At 68.8% G+C, this 20,510-nt stretch carries 19 protein-coding genes and 1 pseudogene; 10 read left to right on the forward strand and 10 right to left on the reverse strand.

What is annotated here, in order from left to right; genetic code table 11:
* Positions 1-215: 215 nt before the first annotated feature.
* Entirely contained in the window at positions 216-794 is a 579-nt protein-coding gene (locus ABZ260_RS01905) for a TetR family transcriptional regulator (RefSeq protein WP_355611630.1), read from the reverse strand.
* A 91-nt stretch (positions 795-885) separates the two neighbouring features.
* Here ABZ260_RS01905 and ABZ260_RS01910 point away from each other — a divergent pair, with 91 nt between their 5' ends.
* The 3 genes from ABZ260_RS01910 to istB all read left to right on the forward strand — a co-directional run bounded on the left by ABZ260_RS01910 (position 886) and on the right by istB (position 3,890).
* Complete coding sequence (locus ABZ260_RS01910) at positions 886-1,716, forward strand: oxidoreductase (protein WP_355611633.1); 831 nt, start codon at positions 886-888, stop codon at positions 1,714-1,716.
* Positions 1,717-1,836: 120 nt separating this feature from the next.
* On the forward strand, positions 1,837-3,099 hold the full coding sequence (istA, locus tag ABZ260_RS01915; RefSeq protein ID WP_355611636.1) for an IS21 family transposase: 1,263 nt from the start codon (positions 1,837-1,839) through the stop codon (positions 3,097-3,099).
* On the forward strand, positions 3,096-3,890 hold the full coding sequence (gene istB / locus ABZ260_RS01920) for an IS21-like element helper ATPase IstB (protein ID WP_355611639.1): 795 nt from the start codon (positions 3,096-3,098) through the stop codon (positions 3,888-3,890). Before istA ends, istB begins: the two co-directional genes overlap by 4 nt.
* A 46-nt stretch (positions 3,891-3,936) precedes the next feature.
* Here istB and ABZ260_RS01925 read toward each other — a convergent pair whose 3' ends face one another.
* Positions 3,937-4,359 (reverse strand): VOC family protein, encoded by a 423-nt coding sequence (locus tag ABZ260_RS01925; RefSeq protein WP_355611642.1) that lies wholly within the window; start codon positions 4,357-4,359, stop codon positions 3,937-3,939.
* Positions 4,360-4,923: 564 nt separating this feature from the next.
* On the opposite strand from ABZ260_RS01925, the gene ABZ260_RS01930 reads away from it, so the two are divergent.
* Positions 4,924-5,211 (forward strand): hypothetical protein, encoded by a 288-nt coding sequence (locus tag ABZ260_RS01930; protein WP_355611646.1) that lies wholly within the window; start codon positions 4,924-4,926, stop codon positions 5,209-5,211.
* On the opposite strand, the gene ABZ260_RS01935 is transcribed toward ABZ260_RS01930, so the two are convergent.
* From ABZ260_RS01935 to ABZ260_RS01960, 6 genes are read right to left on the reverse strand one after another with little or no spacing between them, the layout of a single operon-like run.
* The gene (locus ABZ260_RS01935; RefSeq protein ID WP_355611649.1) at positions 5,201-7,045 is read right to left on the reverse strand and encodes an ABC transporter ATP-binding protein; all 1,845 of its coding nucleotides are present in this window, start codon (positions 7,043-7,045) and stop codon (positions 5,201-5,203) included. The two genes, ABZ260_RS01930 and ABZ260_RS01935, sit on opposite strands and share 11 nt — an antisense overlap.
* Positions 7,042-7,929: an ABC transporter permease gene (locus ABZ260_RS01940; protein ID WP_355611652.1), complete on the reverse strand. Its 888-nt coding sequence runs from the start codon at positions 7,927-7,929 to the stop codon at positions 7,042-7,044. Before ABZ260_RS01940 ends, ABZ260_RS01935 begins: the two co-directional genes overlap by 4 nt.
* 1 nt (position 7,930) lies before the next feature.
* On the reverse strand, positions 7,931-8,938 hold the full coding sequence (locus ABZ260_RS01945) for an ABC transporter permease (protein WP_355611655.1): 1,008 nt from the start codon (positions 8,936-8,938) through the stop codon (positions 7,931-7,933).
* Between the two features lie 5 nt (positions 8,939-8,943).
* Positions 8,944-10,533: an ABC transporter substrate-binding protein gene (locus ABZ260_RS01950; RefSeq protein ID WP_355611658.1), complete on the reverse strand. Its 1,590-nt coding sequence runs from the start codon at positions 10,531-10,533 to the stop codon at positions 8,944-8,946.
* Positions 10,530-11,945 carry a serine hydrolase domain-containing protein gene (locus ABZ260_RS01955; RefSeq protein WP_355611661.1) on the reverse strand — a complete coding sequence of 472 codons (1,416 nt, stop codon included), beginning with the start codon at positions 11,943-11,945 and terminating at the stop codon, positions 10,530-10,532. The genes ABZ260_RS01950 and ABZ260_RS01955 overlap by 4 nt, the downstream gene beginning before the upstream one ends.
* The gene (locus ABZ260_RS01960) at positions 11,942-12,904 is read right to left on the reverse strand and encodes a membrane dipeptidase (protein ID WP_355611664.1); all 963 of its coding nucleotides are present in this window, start codon (positions 12,902-12,904) and stop codon (positions 11,942-11,944) included. The genes ABZ260_RS01955 and ABZ260_RS01960 overlap by 4 nt, the downstream gene beginning before the upstream one ends.
* A 96-nt stretch (positions 12,905-13,000) precedes the next feature.
* Between ABZ260_RS01960 and ABZ260_RS01965 the strand changes: the two genes are divergently transcribed.
* The 6 genes from ABZ260_RS01965 (at position 13,001) to ABZ260_RS01990 (ending at position 19,067) form a co-directional block, all read left to right on the forward strand.
* Positions 13,001-13,948, forward strand: a complete 948-nt coding sequence (locus ABZ260_RS01965; RefSeq protein WP_355611667.1) for a N(4)-(beta-N-acetylglucosaminyl)-L-asparaginase — start codon at positions 13,001-13,003, stop codon at positions 13,946-13,948.
* Positions 13,945-14,769, forward strand: a complete 825-nt coding sequence (locus ABZ260_RS01970; protein WP_355611670.1) for a M55 family metallopeptidase — start codon at positions 13,945-13,947, stop codon at positions 14,767-14,769. The genes ABZ260_RS01965 and ABZ260_RS01970 overlap by 4 nt, the downstream gene beginning before the upstream one ends.
* A 14-nt stretch (positions 14,770-14,783) precedes the next feature.
* Positions 14,784-15,587 carry an SDR family NAD(P)-dependent oxidoreductase gene (locus tag ABZ260_RS01975; protein WP_355611673.1) on the forward strand — a complete coding sequence of 268 codons (804 nt, stop codon included), beginning with the start codon at positions 14,784-14,786 and terminating at the stop codon, positions 15,585-15,587.
* A 70-nt stretch (positions 15,588-15,657) separates the two neighbouring features.
* Positions 15,658-16,344 (forward strand): GntR family transcriptional regulator, encoded by a 687-nt coding sequence (locus tag ABZ260_RS01980; protein WP_355611676.1) that lies wholly within the window; start codon positions 15,658-15,660, stop codon positions 16,342-16,344.
* Entirely contained in the window at positions 16,341-17,300 is a 960-nt protein-coding gene (locus ABZ260_RS01985; protein WP_355611679.1) for an ornithine cyclodeaminase family protein, read from the forward strand. Before ABZ260_RS01980 ends, ABZ260_RS01985 begins: the two co-directional genes overlap by 4 nt.
* A gap of 363 nt (positions 17,301-17,663) precedes the next feature.
* Entirely contained in the window at positions 17,664-19,067 is a 1,404-nt protein-coding gene (locus ABZ260_RS01990) for a VOC family protein (RefSeq protein WP_355611682.1), read from the forward strand.
* Between the two features lie 202 nt (positions 19,068-19,269).
* Here the strand turns inward: ABZ260_RS01990 and ABZ260_RS01995 are convergent.
* Together ABZ260_RS01995 and ABZ260_RS02000 are read right to left on the reverse strand one after the other, a co-directional pair.
* Positions 19,270-19,461: pseudogene (locus ABZ260_RS01995) on the reverse strand (IS982 family transposase); the annotation flags it as partial.
* Positions 19,462-19,543: 82 nt separating this feature from the next.
* Complete coding sequence (locus ABZ260_RS02000; protein ID WP_355611685.1) at positions 19,544-20,386, reverse strand: MBL fold metallo-hydrolase; 843 nt, start codon at positions 20,384-20,386, stop codon at positions 19,544-19,546.
* Positions 20,387-20,510 lie beyond the last annotated feature (124 nt).

Consider the following 20,510-nt stretch of genomic DNA (forward strand, 5'->3'; position numbering starts at 1 on the left):
CGGCCGAGCAACGCATGCCGTCCAGGCGGCTCCAGGACCACGCTGCGGTGCGTGTCACGTGCCGCATGTGCTCGACCGGAGCCGTGGGGCGGCGTCAGTCCTGACGTGATGTTGTCGCCAGTCTCTGAAAAATGACCCCTGGTCGGTTTCTGAAAGTTGACCCCCGTTAGCCAAGCGACCGCACTGTCTGGCGTGGCATCTGAGCACACCGGGTGTCAGCTCTCCGCTTGCCGGGCTTGTGTGGTCAGTCCGGGGGTGACGAGGGCGAGCCAGCGGACGCGGGCGGCCGGCGGCTGGTCGGTGGGCGCGGTGGAGAACAGCAGGTAGATGTCGTTGACGGTGACGTCCGCGTTGACGTCACCGTCGGCCTGCCCGGCACGGATGAGGCCGGCGACGGCCGAGCCCGCACGGTCCTCGTCGGCACGGTTGCCCGGCTCTGCCCCGAGACTCTGCGCGGCGGCCTTCACCGCGCGGTCGGTCACGGACTGCTCGACGACGCGGCCGAGGAACGCGGTGAGCTCGTCCAGAGCGCGGCCGGTGCCGTCGGCGACGCGGGCGAGCGCGGCCTCGGCGTCGTCGGCGACGCGGGCGACGTACTCGGCGACGACGGCGGCGACCAGGTCGGTCTTGGTGGGGAAATGCCGGTACAGGGTGCCGACGGCCACGCCCGCGGCGGCGGCTATCTCGTCCATCCCCACATCGGGGCCGTGGGCGGTGATCTGCCCGCCGGCGGCGGTGAGGATCTTCTTGCGGTTGCGGACCGCGTCGGCGCGCGGCGTCCTGGCCTGGGTCACGGAGGTGCCTGCCCTTCCACTTGCATCAAGGTGAACTGTGGTTCAGGATGGATAGTGAACCTAAGTTCATCTTAACCGTGAGGACCCCGCCATGCCCGCCAAGACCGCCCTCGTCACCGGTGCCTCCTCCGGCATCGGCGAAGCCACCGCTCTCAAGCTGAAGGAACTCGGCTACACCGTCTACGGAGCCGCCCGCCGCACGGACCGTCTCGAAAAGCTCGCCGAGCACGGCATCCGCCCGCTGGCGATGGACGTCACCGACGAGGACTCCATGCGGGCAGGCATCGAGAAGATCGTCGCCGAGACCGGCCGCATCGACGTGCTCGCCAACATCGCCGGATACGGCTCCTACGGCGCCCTGGAAGACGTCCCCCTGGACGAGGCCCGCTACCAGTTCGAAGTGAACGTCTTCGGTGCGATCCGTCTGACCCAGCTCGTCCTGCCCCACATGCGCACCCAGCGTGCCGGCACCGTCGTCAACGTCACCTCGATGGGCGGGAAGATCTACACCCCGCTCGGCGGCTGGTACCACGGCACCAAGTTCGCTCTCGAAGCCCTCAGTGACTGCCTGCGCCTGGAGGCCAAGCCCTTCGGCATCGACGTCGTCGTCATCGAACCCGGCGGCATCGCCACCGAATGGGGCGCCATCGCCGCCGACAAGCTGGAGAAGTCCTCCACCAGCGGCGCCTACACCGCGCAGGCCGCAGCGGTCGCCTCCTCCCTGCGCTCGGAGGCCAACGCCAAGCGCAACTCCCCGCCCTCCGTCATCGCCGACGCCATCGGCAAGGCCGTCACCGCCCGCCGCCCCAAGACCCGCTACGCCACCGGCTTCGGAGCCCGTCCCCTCATCGCCCTGCGCCGGATCCTGCCCGACCGCGCCTTCGACACCGTCATCTCCCGCGCCGTCGGCCTGCCCCGCTGAACCGTTCGGGAGGCCCAGGGTGCTGACGGACCTCATGAGCTGTTCGATCCATCCCGACTCGCCAGGTGTCTCCCGGACTCGCCCGCACGTGCTGTCCCAATCCGTGAATCAAGCCAGAAGGTGCTGAAGGTGGAGGACTGGGCGGAGATACGCCGGCTGCACCGAGCCGAGGGCGTGCCCATCAAGGAGATCTCGCGGCGGCTGGGAGTGGCCCGGAACACGGTGCGGGCCGCGTTGAACTCGGACCGGCCGCCGCAGTACGAACGAGCCGTGCGCGGGCGGGTCGCCGATGGCTTCGAGCCGCAGATCCGGGCCCTGCTCAACGAATGGCCGAGGATGCCGGGGCCGGTGATCGCCGAGCGGATCGGCTGGCCCTACTCGATGTCGCCGCTGACGAAGAAACTGGCCGTGATCCGGCCGGAGTACGTCGGCATCGACCCGGTCGACCGGGTGACCTACGAACCGGGCGAGATCACCCAGTGCGACCTGTGGTTCCCGGAGACGAAGATACAGGTCGCGCCGGGCCAGCAGCGGATCCTGCCGGTGCTGGTGATGACGCTGGGCTTCTCGCGGTTCCTGACCGCCGAGATGATCCCGACCCGGCAGGGCAGCGACATCCTGTCGGGCATGTGGTCGCTGATCAGCGGCATTGGCCGGGTCACCAAGACCCTGGTCCGGGACCGGGAGGCGGCCATCGGCGGCACCGGTCGGGTGACCGCACCGGCCGCGGCGTTCGCTGGCACACTGGCCACGAAGATCAAGCTCGCGCCGCCCCGCGACCCTGAATACAAGGGCCTGGTCGAGCGGAACAACCAGTTCCTGGAGACCTCGTTCCTGCCGGGCCGTCAGTTCGCCTCACCGGCGGACTTCAACCAGCAGCTGGGCGAGTGGCTGGAGCGGGCCAACACCCGCACCGTCCGCTCGATCCAGGGCCGCCCCGTCGACCGGCTGGAGACCGACTACCAGGCGATGATCCCGCTGCCTCCGATGAACCCGCCGATGGGCCTGAACCAGCGGGTGAGGCTCGCGCGGGACTACTACGTCCGCGTCGACACGGTCGACTACTCGGTGGACCCGCAGGCCATCGGCCGGTTCGTCGACGTCACTGCCACCCCTCGGGAGATCACGGTGCTCTGCGACGGCCAGGTCGTCGCCCGGCACGAACGCTCCGGGGCCAAGCAGATCGTGGTCACCGACCCCGTCCACGCGGCGACCGCGGCGCGGATGCGCCAGACCCTGGCCCTGGACCGGCAAAAGCGCCAGGCGGCGACGCGCCACCACGAAGACGGCCACGCCGTCGCCCTTCGGGCCTTGCCCGACTACGACGCCCTGTTCGGCGTCGACTTCGACCCCGCGAGCACGACGAGAGCGAGCAACGAGTGACCACCGCCGCACCGACCAAGGACGGCCTGCCGTCCATGATCGCCTACCTGACCCGGGTGCTGAAGACACCCACGATCGGCGCGTTCTGGGAGGAACTGGCCGACCAGGCCCGCTCCGAGAACTGGTCCCACGAGGAGTACCTGGCCGCGCTGTTGCAGCGCCAGGTTGCCGACCGGGAATCCAAGGGCACCGTCATGCGGATCCGCACCGCCCACTTCCCGCAGGTCAAGACCCTGGAGGACTTCAACCTCGACCACCTTCCCTCGCTACGGCGCGACGTCCTGGCCCACCTGGCCACCGGCACGTTCGTCGCGAAGGCCGAGAACGTGATCCTGCTCGGGCCGCCCGGACTCGGCAAGACCCACCTGGCCATCGGGCTCGGAGTCAAGGCCACCCAGGCCGGCTACTCGGTCCTGTTCGACACCGCCAGCAACTGGATCAACCGCCTCAGCGAGGCCCACCAAGCAGGACGGCTGGAAGCCGAGTTGAAGAAGATCCGCCGCTACAAGCTGATCATCATCAACGAAGTCGGCTACATCCCCTTCGACCAGGACGCCGCGAACCTGTTCTTCCAGCTCATCGCCTCCCGCTACGAACAAAGCTCCGTGATGGTCACCTCGAACCTGCCCTTCGGACGATGGGGAGAGACCTTCTCCGACGACGTCGTCGCCGCCGCGATGATCGACCGCCTCGTACACCACGCCGAGGTCCTCACCCTCACCCGCGACTCCTACCGCACCCGCCAACGACGTGAACTCCTCACCAAGGAGAACCGCGCCGGCCGCGACTGACCGACGCCGGGGGGTCAATTTTCAGAAACTCCCACGGGGTCAGATTTCAGAGAGCGTTGACAGATGTTTCGGGGGCGACGAGTTCGACCTCGAATCCGTCGGCGTCCTCCAGGTAGGCGGCGTAGTGCCGCTCGCCACCGGCATGGGGATGACGTTCCGGGAACAGCAGGGTCCAGCCGTGCCGCGGTGCCCGCTCGGCCAGGGCGTCGACCATGGCCCGGCTCTCGACGTGGAAGGCGAGATGGTTCAGGCCGGGGCGGCGCCGGTCGTGTTCGTCCGCGCTGAGAGCGGGCGACTGCTCAAGGACCAGATAGGTGGAGCCGAGCCGCCAGCTCCGCCCGTCGGCCCAGTTCTGGAAGAGGGTGTAGCCCAGCTCGCCCAGCAGCCACCCCCAGCCGGCGACGGCCCGTGGCAGGTCCGGCACCCAGAGCTCGACATGGTGCAGCATGCCGGTGGTCACCTTGCTCATCCCGCGATCCCTTCCGTACGTCCGACCAGGATGGCGTACTCGAACCGGGCTCCGGCCCGACTACCGTTCGGCACCGGGAAACTACGATGACAGGCGTGATCCGGCAGGAGATGGGACGGCGAGCTACCAGAGCCGAGCCGCGATAGAAGAGGCGACACCGCCTCACCGTGCTCGGCTTCGCCCGTCCGCCGGTCACCCATCTCACACCCAGGGACTCTCCTGACCCGTTCCCGCTGGGACGTACAGCCGTACGTCCGTCCTGGGATCGGCCCCCCACCCGGTTGCGCTCTTTCCTGGCCGCGCACCTCGGCGCGCCCGTTGTCGCCGCTCAGGTTCAGGGGGCGGTTTCACCCCTGGCATCGCGGTGCGTCTCGACCTCGGCGGGGAGTGGGTGTTCGTCAAGGCCATCCCCGTCGGGCACCCGCCGGCCGCCAAGTACCGGACCGAGGCGGCGACCGCCGTGCGGCTTCCGCTCACTCGCCCGATATCTACAGCGAATTTCTGGCGCAGGACACTAGTGCCAGAGCCAGTTTTCAGGATCCGCCGACAGGTCCGGATCCGCCGGTGATCAAAGCCGGTCCAGCCGACCTCCGCCAGCCGCCGCACGACCTCTTCTCGTCGCGCCGCCCGGTCGAGAGCGGCGCCGCGTGGGAGCGACTCGCCGATGATGTGGGCATCGCCGTGACGACGTTCGAGACCGACTCGCGATTCGGCGTCGTGAGCGCGAAGGCGCAGCGGAGCCGATTCCGGGCGTATCGGGCGCGACTTGCGATCCGGCTCGGCGAACCTGACGATGCCATCACCACCCTGAGCGGCGGCAACGATGACCCAGCCCGCTGGTTCAGTCGCTGAGCCACTCGTTCGTCGCGCGCGGCGCCGCGTCGAGCAACTGGACCGTGTACGGATCCGCCGGTGTCTCGATGATCTGATCGGTCGGACCCGATTCGACCACTCGGCCGCGATTCATGACGTACACGCGATCAGCGATCTGACGCACGACGGCCAGGTCATGCGTGATGAACAGCACCCCGAGGTGCTGCTCGCGCTTGAGCCGATGCAGCAGGTTCAGGATCTGCGCCTGCACCGACACATCGAGGGCCGACACGGACTCGTCGCAGATGAGCACGCGGGGTCGTGCGACCAGTGCGCGGGCGATCGCAACCCGCTGGCGCATGCCTCCAGACAGCGAGGACGGACGTTTGCGTGCGGTCGCTGCCGGGAGACCGACAGACTCCAGCAGGCGCGCGACCTCTCCCTTGACATCCGTCGTCCTCGGCGCGTGCGTACGCACCGCCTCGGCGAGCGTCCACCCGATGCTCCGCTTGGGGTTGAGGCTCGAGTACGGGTCCTGGAACACCATCTGCACTGCGCTGCGCACCTGGCGGGCAGCGCCTGCGGGGAGTTTCGCCCAGGCCGACACGTCGACCCCGGCCACGTGGATCGAGCCCGATGAGATGTGTTCGAGTCCGATGATCGCGCGGGCAAGGGTCGTCTTGCCCGAACCCGATTCTCCGACGAGGCCGACACACTCGCCCTCGGCGACGTCGACCGACACTCCGTCGAGCGCCGGGATCTGTGCCCCCGCGAACGTCTTCGAGACATCCTCGACGCGGATGACGGCATCCGGCGGCGCGGCAGGCCCCTCGATCTGGTCGGGCACCTGTGCGGCGGCATCCCGTGCCCGCGCCATGTCGGCGCGCACCTCTGCTACGCGCACGCATGCGGACCACCGGCCAGGTTCGATCTCGCGCAATGCGGGGGTGCCCGCCGTGCACTCCTCTCGAGCCCAGTCGCAGCGCGGTGCGAAGACACATCCGCCCGCGACGTCGTCGGGGGCGGGGACCGAACCGGGGATGGCGACCAGTTCGCGCAGGCGCTGGTCGAGCGGTGGTTCCGAGAGCAGCAGCGCGGACGAGTAGGGGTGCAGCGGCTCCCGGTCGAGCTCGTCGCTGCGGGCCACCTCGACCACCGACCCGGCGTACATCACGTACACCCGATCGCACGTCGCGAAGGCGACGCGCAGGTCGTGCGTGATGAGGATGAGGCTCATGTTCCGCGCCCGCTGGATGCGCTTGATGAGAGAGAGGATGCCGCGCTGCGTCGTGACGTCGAGGGCGGTCGTCGGCTCGTCGGCGATCAGAAGGTCCGGGTCGCGGGCGAGCGCGGCGGCGATGCCGACCCGCTGGCGCATGCCTCCGGAGAGCTGGAACGGGTAGCGGTCGGCTACCGAGGGGTCGGTTATGCCGACCTCCGCCAGCCGCCGCACGACCTCTTCTCGTCGCGCCGCCCTGTCGAGGGCGGCGTCGCGTGGGAGCGACTCGCCGATGATGCGGGCGCACCTCTGGATCGGGTTCAGGGACGTGAACGGATCTTGCATGATCATGCCGACCTCGCGGCCACGCACGCCGCTCCACTCCCGCTCGCTCAGTCCCATGACGTCGCGGCCGTTGAGCTGCACCCGCCCCTCGGCGGTCAAGGCGCGGGGCAGGAGCCCCATGATCGACTTCGCGGTGACGGATTTGCCGCTGCCGGACTCGCCGACGAATGCGACGGACTCTCCTCGGGCGACCTCCAGTGCGATGTCGGAGACGACTGTGGCGAGATCGTCGCCGTCGAGCCGGGTGACGCGCAGATCCGTGACAGACAGGATCGACGCGGACGGGGCGGTCGCTGCGGCTGCGTTCATCGTGGTCCCTCCTCGGAGAGTCGTTCGTACGCCCAGTCCCCGATCACCGTCATCGATGTCGCGGTCAGGATGATGAGCACCGCGGGGGCGAGGCAGGCGAGGGGCTGGACGAAGAGCAGCGGCTGGTTCTCGGCCAGCATGAGCCCCCAGTCGGGCTTCCCCGGGGGGACGCCGAGACCGAGGAAGCTGAGAGACGCGAGGATGCCGACGGAGCCGGCGAACACGAGGAAGGTGTTCGCGACCGAGATCGGCGCGACGTTGGGCCAGATGTGCAGCCACATGATCCGCCGGTCCGAGACCCCGACGGTCTTCGCGGCCTCGACATATGGGCGCGGCACCTGCTCCAGTGTCGCCCCGCGCACGACCCGAGCGTCGAGAGGCACGGTGAGGACGACGAGGATCAGCACGGTCGGCCAGTAGCTCGCCCCGACGACGCCGGCGACGACGACGAGGATCAGCAGCGAGGGGATCGCCCACATGAGGTCGACCCATCGCATGATGAGGCTGTCGACCCGGCCGCCTCGATAGCCGGCCAGGAGTCCGAGCAGGTTTCCAATGAGGAACGATCCCAGGGCGATGACGAGCGGGCCGACGAAGGCCGAGCCGGTGCCGGCGATCAGCCGGGAGAGCGTGTCCCGGCCAAGCACGTCGGTGCCCAGCAGATGCTCCGCCGACGGTGCCGCGGTGATGTTCGAGAGGTTCTGCACGCTGGGGTCCTGCGGGGCGAGCAGCGATCCCGTCACCGCAAACAGAACGACGACGGCCATGAACACGAAGCAGCAGACGATGACGAACTGCGGCGCCGCGCGGCGACGGCGGCGACGGCCGGTGCCCCTGGTGGAGACGGCCTCGGTCATGGTCGTGCTGGCTGAGACACCGGACATGTCATCGTCTTCCGAGTCTGAGGCGCGGGTCGACGAGCATGTAGATCACGTCGGCGCAGAGGTTGATGGAGATGATCAGGACGCCGATGAGCATGGTGACGCCCTGGATGACCGGCAGATCCTTCGCGCCGGCCGACTGCACCAGCAGTTGGCCGATCCCCTGGATCGAGAACGTCACCTCGACCAGCACCGCCCCCACGATCAGCCCGCCCAGGACGACGCCGCTGATGGTGATCACGGGGATGAGCGCGTTGCGCAGCGAATAGGTGAGGAGGATGCGGGTGCGTGACATGCCGCGCGCCCGCGCGAAGGTGATGTAGTCCTGGTCCAGTACGTCGATCATCGCCGCCCGGGTGTGCTTGACGACATAGGCGCAGCTACCGAGCGCGAGGGCGATCGCCGGGAGGGTCAGGTGCCACAGGGTGTCGAGTCCGCCGGATCCCTTGCCGTACGCGGGGAACCAGGACAGGAGCACGGCGAACACGTACAGCAGCAGGATGGCCGCGACGAAGGTCGGCGTCGACAGCCCCACGACGACCGATGCCGTGGTGACGCGGTCCGCGGCACGGCCGCGGCGCATCGCGGCGAGGATGCCCAGACCCACGCCGACGATCATGGTGAGCAGGAACGCGAAGATCCCGAGCGCGATCGACACGGGAAGGCGGGAGGCGATCTGCGTCATGACCGGCAGACCGGACTGGATCGATGTGCCGAAGTCGAAGCGCAGGGCGCCGCTCGCCCAGATCGCGTACTGCTCAAGGAACGGGCGATCGAGGTGGAACTGCGCTGTCAGAGCGGTGACGGTCTCAGGGGTGCGCGGCTTCTGGCCGAGCAGGGCGTCGACGGGGTTCCCCGGCGCCAGGTGCACAAGCGAGAAGACCAGGAACGAGACGAGGGCGAGCATCACGACCATCGCCGCCAGCCGGCGGACGATGAACAGGAGAATCGGCCACCGGTCGGAGAGCTGCCTGCGCTCCCCGACCGGTTCCGTGACCGTAACAGCGGACATGCGGGTCAGCCCTTGGGTGTGATGCCGAGCAGCCACGGACCGCGCGAGGTCCACAGCGCGTCGAAGTCGGTCCACTGCAGGGAGTCGGACAGGGCGAGGGTCTTCTTGAACTGGAACAGCGGGACGGAGGGCACGTTCACTGCGAACTCGTTGTTCATCTGTGCATAGATCGACAGGCGCTTGGCGGGGTCGCTCGTCGCGAAGCCCTCGCCGATGAGGTGATCGACCTTGTCGTTGCTCCAGTTCGTGCCGTTCCAGTTGCCTTTCGTGGCGTTCGCGCTTCCGATCGCGTAGTTGAACGCGTCGCCCGGGTCGGCCGATACGGCCCCGTAGGTCGCGTACTGGGCGAGGATGGCGGTGCGGTCGGCGCCGAGCGCGAGGGCGGTGTTCTCCTCCGAGGACTCGGCCTTCAACTCGGCGGTGATGCCGATCGCGGCGAGCTGGGCGACGATCGCCTGCGACACGTTGCTGTACGAGTCGCCGAAGTCGGCGACCGCGATCGTGACCTTGACGCCTTCGGGATAGGCGGATGCGGACATCTCCGCCTTCGCGGCGTTCAGGTCGAAGGCATTCGTCGGCACGTCGGCCAGTGCGGTCTTGACCTCGTCGGCCGTGCCAAGCTGCTGCAGCAGCGTGGGCGGGATGAAGTAGTCGGCCCGCTCGGCGAACCCGCCCCAGGCTTCGACGAGGGCGGCCTTGTCGAGCGCCATCGCGACCGCGCGTCGTACGTGGACGTCGTTCCACGGCTTGACCAGCACGTTCATCACGAAGTTCCCGGTGTCGCCGGCGCCCGGAACGGTGATCAGCTCGGTGCCCGCGGTCGACGAGAACGCGCGGTTCTCATCGGGGAAGTAGACGTCCAGTTCGCCGGAACGGAAGGCGATCGCCGCGCTCGTGTCGCTGGAGAAGAACGTCCAATCGACCTTCTGGATGTCGGGGGCGCCTCCCCAGTACGCGCTGTTCGCGGTCAACGTCGCCTGGCTCGTCGGATCGAACTCGGCCAGCGCCCACGGTCCGGTGCCGATCACGCCCGTTCCCGGCTGCCCGAAGGAGGAGCGGTTCGCGTCGTAGAACGCCTTCGAGAAGATGCCGAGCTGGCTGCGCGCGGGGACGACCGCCCACGCCGCGTTCGGCTCGCTCAGGGTCACCCGCACTGTACGGTCGTCGACGGCCTCGATGCTCCGCAGACTCGACGGGAAATTGTACGAGTTCGCCGAGCCGTCACCGCGGTAGTAGTCGTAGCTGAAGACGACGTCCTGCGCGGTGAGTTTGGTGCCGTCCGAGAAGGTGACGCCGTCTCGGAGGTGGTACTCGTAGACGGTCGGCTTCGGCTGCTTCCACGATTCGGCGAGCCACGGCTGGAGTTCGCCGTCGGCGTCGATGATCAGCAGAGGCTCGAGCATCAGGCTGCCGAGTCCGGACCCGTAGCCGACGTTGCTCTTCGTGTAGTCGAGCGTGGTCACGGTGGACGAGCCGATCTTCACGGCGTCGATCGCGTCATCGCCGGAACCGTTCGTCGATCCGCCGGTGCAGCCGGAGATCACGAGGGACAGCACGACGAGGGCACCCGCCACGAGTGATGTGCGCTTCCTCATTTCACGGGTCCAATCCTGGGTTCGGGAACTGCGGTGTTCGGGTCAGGCAGCGGGCGGCGAGGCGCCGTACGCAGGCGGTATCGAAGCCATGCGGCGTCCCCGTGCTCGTCTCGGAGGAATCGTGCGGGGGATTCGTTGCGTGTCCCCGGCGCGACGAGGAAACGATCCGGCGACACGGGCGTGACCGGGACCCGGAACGGCTCGAAGGACGTCGCCGGATACGGGTCGTCGAGCCATTCGCCGAGCACGGTGTACTCCATGCAGGGCGCGTCGTCGTCGATCCGGATGCGCCAGCGGTCGAGATGGGTCTCGTAGACCCCTGCGCCGTCGGCGAGGAGGGCGGAATCGATGGAGGCATCCGGTGCGGGCGGAACGGGCAGGTCCAGATACGACGTGAGAGCCCTGTCGATGGCACGGCGCGCGGTGGTCCCGCCGGCGGAGCCGTTCGTGAGCACCGCCATGGCGAACCCGCGCTCCGGCACCATCGCGAAGTGGCAGGGTTGTCCGTTGGCGCCGCCCCCGTGGGAGACGATCCGTACGCCGCCGCGCTCCTCTAGCCACCAGCCCAGGCCGATGGCGGGCTCATCGCCGACGGGGCCGGCAGGCCGGTGCGAAGCCGTCCGGAGGGCATCCGAGAGGATCGTCGGCTCCCCTTCGATCTGGAACCGCGCGTACGTCATGAGGTGTTCGGCGCTCGCGATGAGGCCGCCGACAGGATTGGAGCTGCGGGGCATCGCCCACGGCCGCGCGATGACGATGCTGTCGTCAACGACGGTGTGGCCGACGGCGACCCGCCCGTAGACGACGTCCTGCGCGAAGAAGCCGGCCCCGCTCATGCCCAGCGGCCGAAGGATCCTCCGGGTGATGGCGTTCTCGAAGGTGTCGTCGTCGATGACCTCAAGGATGCGCCCCAGCGGGTAGAACGCGGCGTTGTTGTAGCCCCACAGGCGACCCAGCGGAGTCGCGTCCTCAAGGATCTCCATGCGGGCGACGACGCGCGCGAGAGCGTCGTCGCCCATCCCGGTGTTCTCGAAGAACTCTCCGTCGAACCCACAACTATGGGTAAGGCACTGCGCGATCGTGACCTCGGCGGAGGTGGTCTCGTCGGCGACCCGGAACTCCGGCAGGTACCGGCGGATTGGCACGTGCAGTTCGACCGCGCCCTCGTCGGCGAGTTGCAGCAGCGCCGTGGCCGTGAAGGTCTTCGTCACCGAGCCGATCTGGAACAGCGTGTCACCGTCGACGGCGAGAGGGTGGTGCACGTTGGTGACACCCAGGCCGGCTGTCGCCCAGCGTCCCTCGTGGAGGACGCCGACCGAGAGACCCGGCACACGATCGATGTCCATCTCCGCGCGCAGGTGGTCGATGAGCGCCGGGTCGATGGCGCCCTCCGCCGTGATCACGCCGGTCATGCCGCCCACACACGCTCGAACAGCCGCATCCAGTTCTCGCCGAGCACGCCGCGAATCTCGTCGTCGGCGTAGCCGCGTTCGGAGAGACGATCGGCGAGCGTGGAGATCGTACGGGGCGATTCGATCCCCTGCGGGTACAGCCATGGCGGCGGCGGGTAGTTGTCGGCCGACCAGTCGCCGCCGGCGATCATCTCGTCGTATTCGCCCTGCGTGATCGTCGAGTAGTCGAGGCCGAGGCCGACGTGCCCGCTGCCGACCAGCGAGTCGATGTGCACGATGTGATCGATGAACTGGTCGAGCGTGGACTGCCTCGCCGCCGAGACGAAGGCCGGGAACCCGTTCATGCCGATCACGCCTCCGGAGGCGGCGATGCCGCGGAGGATCTCGTCGGGAAGATTGCGCGGATGCGCATGCACGGCATGGGCGTTGGAGTGCGACGCGATGCACGGGCCACCGGCGTGCGCGAGGGCGTCGGCGCAGGTGCGCCATCCGGTGTGCGCGAAGTCGACGAGCATGCCGAGGCGGGTCATCTCGGCGACGACCTGCCGGCCGAAGGTGCTCAGACCGGCATCGGAGGGCTCTTCGCAGCCGTCGCCGATCGGGTTGCGGCGATTGTAGGCGAGGCCGACCACCCGCAGGCCGAGCTTGTGGAACACGGTCACGTTGCCGATTTCGTACCCGAACGGCACCGGGCTCTGGAACTGCAGCACGACGCCGAGGCGTCCGCTCTCGTGCGCGGTGCGCAGGTCGTCCGCCGTCTCGGCGAGCAGCAGACGGTCATCGGATTCGATGATCCGGAGGGTTTCGGCGACTCCGGTCAGAGCGTTCAGTGTCGAGCCGCCGCCGGCGGTGACGACGCATGCGGAGAACCCGCCCTCGATCCATTCCGGATACCGCGAGCGCCAGACGTCGGGCGGGCACGTCGCGTCGATGGTGAGCGTCGAGCGGGGATCGACCATGAACCGTCATCCTCTTCGGAGTACCTTATGGGAGGTAAGGTGTAATACCTTACGCCTTAGCTTGTCAAGCAAGTCGGCGTGAACAGCGGAGGACACATGGGCCACCCAATCGTGATCGGCAGCGAACGCAGCGAGGCGGGGCTGCCGGCGGCGATGGAGATCCTGAGCCGTGGCGGAAGCGCGGCCGACGCCGTCGAGACGGCGCTACGCCTGTGCGAGGACAACCTCGCCGATCACTACGTCGGTACGGGCGGGCTTCCGAACGCACAGGGTGTGGTCGAGCTGGACGCCTCGATCATGGTCGGATCCACGCGCGCGTTCGGCGGAGTGGGTGCGGTCCGCGGTTACCCCCACCCCATCTCCATCGCCCGCGCGGTACTGGAGAAGCTCCCGCAGCACGCGGTCCTCGTCGGCAGCGGCGCCGAACTGTTCGCGCACGAGCGCGGGTTCGAGAAGGCCGAACTGCTCACGGACGAGTCCCGCGCGCTCTACCGTGACGCGCTGCGCGAGTCGACGTCGTCGGTGGAGGGCGAGAACACCCGGGCGACCACGGGCGATCAGAAGTACCGGGAGGCCGCCCTCGAACTCGTGCGCCGCCTCGGTCCGCACGATGGGCCGTGGGGCACGATCAACGTGCTCGCGGTCGACGCCGACGGCGAGCTCGTCGTGGGCGTGTCCACCAGCGGATACCCGTGGAAGTACCCGGGGCGCATCGGCGACTCGGCCATCCCCGGCGCCGGCAACTACGCCGACCTCCGCTACGGCGGCGCCGCCTGCACCGGCCGCGGGGAGTTGTCGATGCGGGCCGTCGGCGCACACCGCATCGTGGACCGCCTGGCCGCCGGTGACGACCCCACCGCGGCATGCCTGGCGATGCTGCGCGACGCGGCGCATCTGCCTGATGAGTTCCGCTCCGAGCTGCGCTGCCTCGCCCTCACCCCCGACGGCCGTCACGGCGCGGCGGCCGGCCAGGCGGGGTCGACCTACAACGTGATGACCATGTCGTCGACGCAGCCCGAGGCGCACACGCGGAGTGTGCTGTGAAGATCTATCTCTCCTCCGACATGGAGGGCACCGCCGGCATCGTCGACTGGGACCAGTGCACCGCCGAGGGACGTGACTATGCCCGCTTCGTGTCGCTGCTCACCGATGAGATCAACGCGGCCATCGAGGGTGCGGTCGAGGGCGGCGCGACAGAGTTCGTGGTCAACGACTCTCACTCGGCGATGCACAACCTCGATCCTCGCGCGCTGTCCAGCGGCGCACGCCTGATCTCGGGCCGGTACAAGCCGATGTACATGATGGAGGGACTGGACAGCAGCTTCGACGCCATCTTCCTCGTGTCGTACCACGGATCGATGGGTGCGGAGCGGGCGGTCCTCTCGCACACATACTCCTCGCGGGCCATCGCCGAGGTGTGGATCGACGACAGGATCGCCGGCGAAGCCGCGATCAACGCACTGGTCGCCTCGGCCTACGGGGTGCCGATCGTGCTGGTCACCGGAGACCAGACGACGGAGATCGAGACCCGGCCCTTCTGCCCGGACGCGCGTTTCGCGGTGGTCAAAGACTCGATCAGCCGCTTCGCGGCCAACTCGCTGCACCCGTCCGAAGCCTGCGCCCTCATCCGAAGGGAGGCCCGCCTCGCCGTGGAGGGAGCCGCCTCCGCCCGGCAGCGCGATTTCTCGACGCACACGACGATCACGGTGCGCTTCACGACCGCCGACTACGCCGACCTCGCCGACCGGATCGTCGGCGTCGAGCGCGTCGACGCCCTGCACGCGCGCATCTCGGGCACGGACCCCCTTGAGCTCTATCGGACGTTCCTCACCGTCGTCTACCTGACGCGAGGATTGGCATCGTGAAAGGCGACCAGCCCATGAGAGAAGTGCACGGGAAGACGGCGATCGTGACCGGCGCGGGAAACGGCATCGGGCGGGCGATAGCCCATGCGCTGGCGGAGGCCGGAGCCGCGGTGATGGCGTCGGACGTGTCGGAGAAGGACGCACGGCGCACCGCCGAGGAGATCGCGGGGAGGGGCGGGCGCGCGACCCACGCCGTCGTCGACATCGCCGACGAACAGGCCGTGATCTCCCTGGTCGACACGGCTGTCACCGCCTTCGGCGGGCTCGACATCCTCGTCAACAACGCCGGGATCGGGGGTCCGATGGTCCGGCTGCACGAGACCGAGACCACGGACTTCGAGCGCGTGCTCGACGTCAACCTGCGCGGAACCTACCTGTGCACGAAGTACGCCCTGCCGCACTTCCTGCGGCAGAGCGATGGCCGCATCGTCAACATCGCCTCGACCTACGGACTGGTCGCGGCACCGAAGACCGCAGCGTACTGCGCCACCAAGGCCGGCGTCGTGCATCTCACCAGGCAGCTCGCCGTCGACTACGGCCCCGACGGCATCCGCGTGAACGCGATCTGCCCGGGCTACATCGACACCCGTGACGGCAAGAGTTTCTCTCCGGAGGAGGTCGCGGCGCGTGCGGAACGGCAGATCATCCGCGACGCCGCGGCGGCACGACAGCCGTTGGGCCGCCAGGGACTGCCCGGCGAGGTCGGGGAGGTCGCGCTCTTCCTCGCCTCGGACGCGTCGTCGTTCATGACGGGCGCCGTCCTCACCGTCGACGGCGGATGCGTGACAACCTTCAACTACGGAGACGCGAGCAATTGACTCCCCGAATCCTCATCCGGACACCGCGCGGCAGTGGCGGCGCGGACAGCTCTCACGAGAGGGGCCACCGATGAGCACCACCATCCCCGGCATCACCGTCATCGACCGCGTGCCGCTGCGAGATCAGTGCCAGCAGGCCCTGCGCGGCCTCATCAACTCCAATGCGCTCAAGGCCGGCGAGCTGCACTCGATCGGATCGGTCGCCGACCAGCTCGGCGTCTCGATCACCCCCGTACGGGAGGCCCTTCTCGACCTCGCGGGCGACGGTCTGATCGTGATGGAGCGCAACCGCGGGTTCCGGGTCGTCCGGCTCACCGACGACGATCTCGACGAACTCGTCGAGATGCGGATCCTGCTGGAGGTGCCGACAGTGGCCCGCGTCGCCTCGCTCGTGCCACCCCCCGACCTGTCGGACCTGCGCGACCTGGCCAACGAGATCGTCAAGTGCGCGGCATCCGGCGACATGGTCACCTTCCTGGCCCTCGACCGTGAGCTCCACCTGCGGATCCTGGAGCGCGCCGGCAACGGACGCCTCGTACGGGCGGTGGGGCTGCTGCGCGATCAGACCCACCTCTACGGGCTTGAGAAGGTCGTCGGGACCGAGGAGTTCCACCGCTCCGCCGCCGAGCACCCCGAGCTGCTGGATCTCATCGAGGCGGGCGACGCCGAGGGCGCCGCCGCGCTCATGCACCGCCACCTGCTGCATACCCGAGGACTCTGGGCTGGGCGCGCCGAGGACGACGGGACGGAGTCATGAAGACGGCAAGCGCACAGGCGACCGTCGAAGCGCCGCGGCACTGGACCGATGCCGAAGTGGCCGAGCACATCACGCTCGCCGAGACGGTGGAGGCCGTGCGTCAGGCTCTGGTCGATGCGCACAGGGGCAGGATCGAGCAGCCGCAGCGACTGGCGCTCGGCGACGGGCGGCTGCTGGTGATGGCGGCGCGGGCGAGCGGAGCCGTGGGCGATGCCGTGGTGAAGACCGTGAACGTCTCCGCACACGCCGGGGAGGTCGCCGAAGGCGTGCACGGCATCGTGCTGTCGCTCGACGGCGAGACAGGACGGGTCACGACGGCTGAAGCGTCGGCACTGACGGTGCTGCGCACGGCGGCGCTGGTGGCGCTGGCGACCGAGGTGCTCGCCCCGCCGCGCGTGCACACCCTGGCCGTGCTGGGGGCGGGGCGTCAGGCGCGGGGGCAGGTCGCCGCCGTCGCGCTGGTGCGCCGCCCGTCGACCGTACGGATCTGGAACCGCACGCGCGAGCGCGCCGCGGCGTTCGCCGAGGACCTGGCAGCGACGATGCCCGAGGTGCACGTCGAAGTCGCCGACACCGCCGACCAGGCCGTGGGCGGCGCCGACGTAGTGTGCTGCGCGACCGCGTCGACGGACGCGCTCTTCGAAGCCTCGGCGCTCTCCCCGCAGGTGCATGTGAACGCCATCGGCGCGTATCGTCCCGACATGCACGAGATCCCGCAGGAGGCGATGGCCGTCGCGGATCTGGTGGTCGCCGACGACGTCGCGGCATGCCTGGTCGAGTCGGGAGAGATCATCGACGCGGTCGTCAGCGGCGCCGTCGACGCCTCTCGCCTGCGCTCGCTCGGCGAGGTGCTGATCGATCCGCCGACGCGGCGAGGCGTTACGGTGTTCAAATCGGTGGGCATCGCCGCCGCCGACTACGCCGCCGCCCGACTGCTGCACCGGCCGCGGTCGTGATGCTCCGCCACGTCGTCGGTCTCTCGGTCGCGTGGTTCCCGCAGGAGAACGGCTGCACGGTCACCGTCGTCGACCGCACGGCGCCGGGCGCGGAGGCCTCGCACAGCAACGCCGGATGGGCTGTCCCCCGGCGGGCCGTTCCATTGACCGAACCGGCGGCCCTCAGAGAGGGCGCGCCGAGCCTGTTGCATCCTGCGCGGGCGGGCACGACATCCCATCAGCGATCAACTCTCCCGATCGACCGGCAGAGGCATGATCTTTCATCAGGACTCAAGGTCCAGGACCAACGAGTGCTCACCTGTCAGCGGCTACTACCAGGAGTCTGCCGGATGGCTTACTCCCAGAACTGATTAGGACCCCGTCATGACCGCGATCGTCGCGCTCTCCGATCTGCGTGCCCGCTTCGCCGTCGGACTCGCCGAGCTCTACGGCCGAGAGGTGCCCGCCTACACGACCCTGGTCGACGTGTCCCGCCAGGTGAACGAGGACCACATCCGCCGTCACGGACGTCAGGCCGAACGCCTCGGGAGCATCGATCGCGTGACGGCCGAGCGGCACGGCGCGATCCGCGTGGGCTCACCCGCAGAACTCGCCCAGGTGGCTCGGCTCTTCGCAGGCTTCGGCATGAAGCCCGTCGGCTTCTACGATCTCCGGGGCGCTTCGTTGAGCTCCGTGCCGGTCGTATCCACGGCGTTCCGCCCCACAGCCCCCGACGAACTCGCCCGCAACCCATTCCGCGTGTTCACCTCGATGCTCGTGTCCGACGATCGGCGTTTCTTCGACGAGGCGACCCAGCGGCAGCTTGAGACCTTCATCGCCGCACGGCGGCTCTTCGGCGAGGAACTACTCGGACTCGCCGATCGCTCGGCCGTCGACGGCGGGCTGTCCCCGGACGATGCCGACCGGTTCCTCGCGCTGGCCACCGTCGCGTTCGAGCTCTCCCCCGACCCCATCGACGAGGCCTGGTACCGGCATCTCAAGCGGATCTCGGCCGTGGCCGCCGACATCGGCGGTTCGCCGTCGACGCACATCAACCACCTCACGCCCCGCGTCCTCGGCATCGACGACCTCTACGCGCGGATGTCGGCACGCGGCATCACGATGATCGACGAGATCCAGGGTCCACCGGCCTGGGCCGGACCCGACGTGCTCCTGCGGCAGACGTCCTTCCGCGCCCTCGACGAGAGCCGGCTGTTCCGGCAGTCCGACGGCACTGTCACGGAGGGCCTGCTGCGGGTGCGGTTCGGTGAGGTCGAGCAGCGGGGCATCGCCCTGACCGAGAGGGGACGAGATGTGTACGAGCGCGCGACGGCCGAGGTCGTGCGGCGACTGCACGCGGTGACCGGACGCGAGGCGCGTGGGGCGGTCGCCGCCGAGATATGGGCGGACTTCTTCCCGATTCACGAGGTCGACCTCGCCCTCTCCGGGCTCGGTTTCTTCACCTACCGCGTCGCATCGAGCGCCCCGTACACCGGCACCGGCGATCTGCGGGCGCTTCTCACCTCGGGCGCGGTCGTCGCCGAACCGATCGTGTACGAGGACTTCCTCCCGCGGTCCGCGGCCGGCATCTTCCAATCGAATCTCGCCGACAAGGGATCCCGGGACGACGCCGAGCAGGCGAAGGACTACGACATGGGACGGCTGTCCGAGTCGATCGGCCTTCCGATCGACGAGCCGGTCGCCCTCTACCGGCGGCAGCAGGACAAGTCGCTGGCGGAGGTCGGGCGCACCCTGGGAGTCACGGTGACCGGGACGCCGACCGGGTGATGAGCACCACTAGCGGATGTGAGTCGTCCTCTGGCCGCGGCACTGACGGCGCGGCTCGCAGGGCGGGTGCTCCTGGGATCTGATCGGGTCGCCGCGCATTCTGGCCGTCAAGCGCGTGTTCGATCCTCAGAACCCGCTCTCCCCCGGTCGCGCCATCTGATCCCTGATCCGCTGGGCGGCTAGACGAGTAAGTCCGAACTGATCAGTGGTCGTACGCGATCAGCGACCGGGCGAGGGGTGCGCCGATCTTGTTGTTGTGCCAGATCGCCGCAGCCATCGCCAGGATGCGCTGAGCGACCCAGATCGCGACGCCCTCGAAGGTCCGCCCGCCGTGTCCTTCCAGATCGAGTTGCCCTTTGAGGGTGTCGTTGACCGACTCGATCAGTTGGCGGACCTTCTTGAGCACTGATTCGCCGTACAACCGGACCATGGAGGCCCTTCCTGCGTCTGCGTGCCGAAACTTCGGACTTACTCGTCTAGGGGGAGACGGGCGCGAGGTAGATCGCGAAGTCGCCGATGCTCGCGACGCACGCCGCTTGCCGGAAGCAGTCCTTCCCGCTTTCGAACACGACTTCTCCCGTGAGTGCGGCGGCGATCGCGTCCGCCTCCCTGCCGATGACGTCGCGACCGTGCCGACCGGTGCGGCTGTGGGGGCTGAGCACGGCCACGACCGTGGACGGCAGAAGCGCGTCGAGCCGTCGCAGCGACGCGACGAACTGCGCGGGGTCGGCGGTGGGGAGGTGGGCATAGATGCCGCCGGTGTCGATCGCGTCGCCGCCGAAGAGGAACCCGTGGGACTCGTCCACGAGGCAGATCGAGTCCTGGGTGTGACCGGGGACATGCACGACGCGCAGATCACGCCCGCCGAGAGGCAGCACCTCGCCATCGTCGAGCAGCCGCGTGGCCGCACTCGGGCGGAAGTCCGGATGCTGCGGCGCGAAGTCCGCGGGGAGCGGCCGGGCGGTCGACGCATCCGGAGAGAAGCGCTCGACGTAGTCGAGGAATCCCTCCCAGTACGCCGTCAGCCATCCGGGCGGCGGTCCCTGGGCGAGCAGTTCGGCGCCCGCATGGTGGATAGCGACCTCGTCGAACTCGTGGTTGCCGCCGACGTGATCGAAGTGGTGATGAGAGGCCACGGCGAGCACGGGTCTGTCGGTGAGCTCCGCCACGACCGGACGGATCGGCCGCACGCCCAGTCCCGTATCGAAGAGCACCGCCCGCTCGTCGCCGATGATCAGATGGCTGCGTACGTGCGAGGGCTCGGCGATGACGAAGGTGTCGTCGTCGATCCGCTCGATCTCAAACCAGGGGTCGATCATGGGAGGCCTCTCGTCTGCCGCGGGGTCAACGCAGCGGCGAGAATGCGTCGAAACGCGGCGTCGCTGCTGCCGGTGGTGATCAGGTAGGCGAGGATCCGGCCGGTGGCCGGGCCCTGGGTGACGC

Source organism: Streptosporangium sp. NPDC006013, from assembly GCF_040614275.1.
In the GTDB taxonomy this organism is placed as follows: domain Bacteria; phylum Actinomycetota; class Actinomycetes; order Streptosporangiales; family Streptosporangiaceae; genus Streptosporangium.

Excerpts from the sequence above, each read along its gene's own strand:
- ABZ260_RS01950 (WP_355611658.1), bottom strand. The coding sequence starts at position 10,533 with ATGAGGAAGCGCACATCACTCGTGGCGGGTGCCCTCGTCGTGCTGTCC.
- ABZ260_RS01945 (WP_355611655.1), bottom strand. The coding sequence starts at position 8,938 with ATGTCCGCTGTTACGGTCACGGAACCGGTCGGGGAGCGCAGGCAGCTC.
- ABZ260_RS01955 (WP_355611661.1), bottom strand. The coding sequence starts at position 11,945 with ATGACCGGCGTGATCACGGCGGAGGGCGCCATCGACCCGGCGCTCATC.
- ABZ260_RS01990 (WP_355611682.1), top strand. The coding sequence starts at position 17,664 with ATGACCGCGATCGTCGCGCTCTCCGATCTGCGTGCCCGCTTCGCCGTC.
- ABZ260_RS01925 (WP_355611642.1), bottom strand. The coding sequence starts at position 4,359 with ATGAGCAAGGTGACCACCGGCATGCTGCACCATGTCGAGCTCTGGGTG.
- ABZ260_RS01960 (WP_355611664.1), bottom strand. The coding sequence starts at position 12,904 with ATGGTCGATCCCCGCTCGACGCTCACCATCGACGCGACGTGCCCGCCC.
- ABZ260_RS01965 (WP_355611667.1), top strand. The coding sequence starts at position 13,001 with ATGGGCCACCCAATCGTGATCGGCAGCGAACGCAGCGAGGCGGGGCTG.
- ABZ260_RS01940 (WP_355611652.1), bottom strand. The coding sequence starts at position 7,929 with ATGTCCGGTGTCTCAGCCAGCACGACCATGACCGAGGCCGTCTCCACC.
- ABZ260_RS01985 (WP_355611679.1), top strand. The coding sequence starts at position 16,341 with ATGAAGACGGCAAGCGCACAGGCGACCGTCGAAGCGCCGCGGCACTGG.
- ABZ260_RS01980 (WP_355611676.1), top strand. The coding sequence starts at position 15,658 with ATGAGCACCACCATCCCCGGCATCACCGTCATCGACCGCGTGCCGCTG.
- ABZ260_RS01975 (WP_355611673.1), top strand. The coding sequence starts at position 14,784 with ATGAGAGAAGTGCACGGGAAGACGGCGATCGTGACCGGCGCGGGAAAC.
- ABZ260_RS01910 (WP_355611633.1), top strand. The coding sequence starts at position 886 with ATGCCCGCCAAGACCGCCCTCGTCACCGGTGCCTCCTCCGGCATCGGC.
- ABZ260_RS02000 (WP_355611685.1), bottom strand. The coding sequence starts at position 20,386 with ATGATCGACCCCTGGTTTGAGATCGAGCGGATCGACGACGACACCTTC.
- ABZ260_RS01935 (WP_355611649.1), bottom strand. The coding sequence starts at position 7,045 with ATGAACGCAGCCGCAGCGACCGCCCCGTCCGCGTCGATCCTGTCTGTC.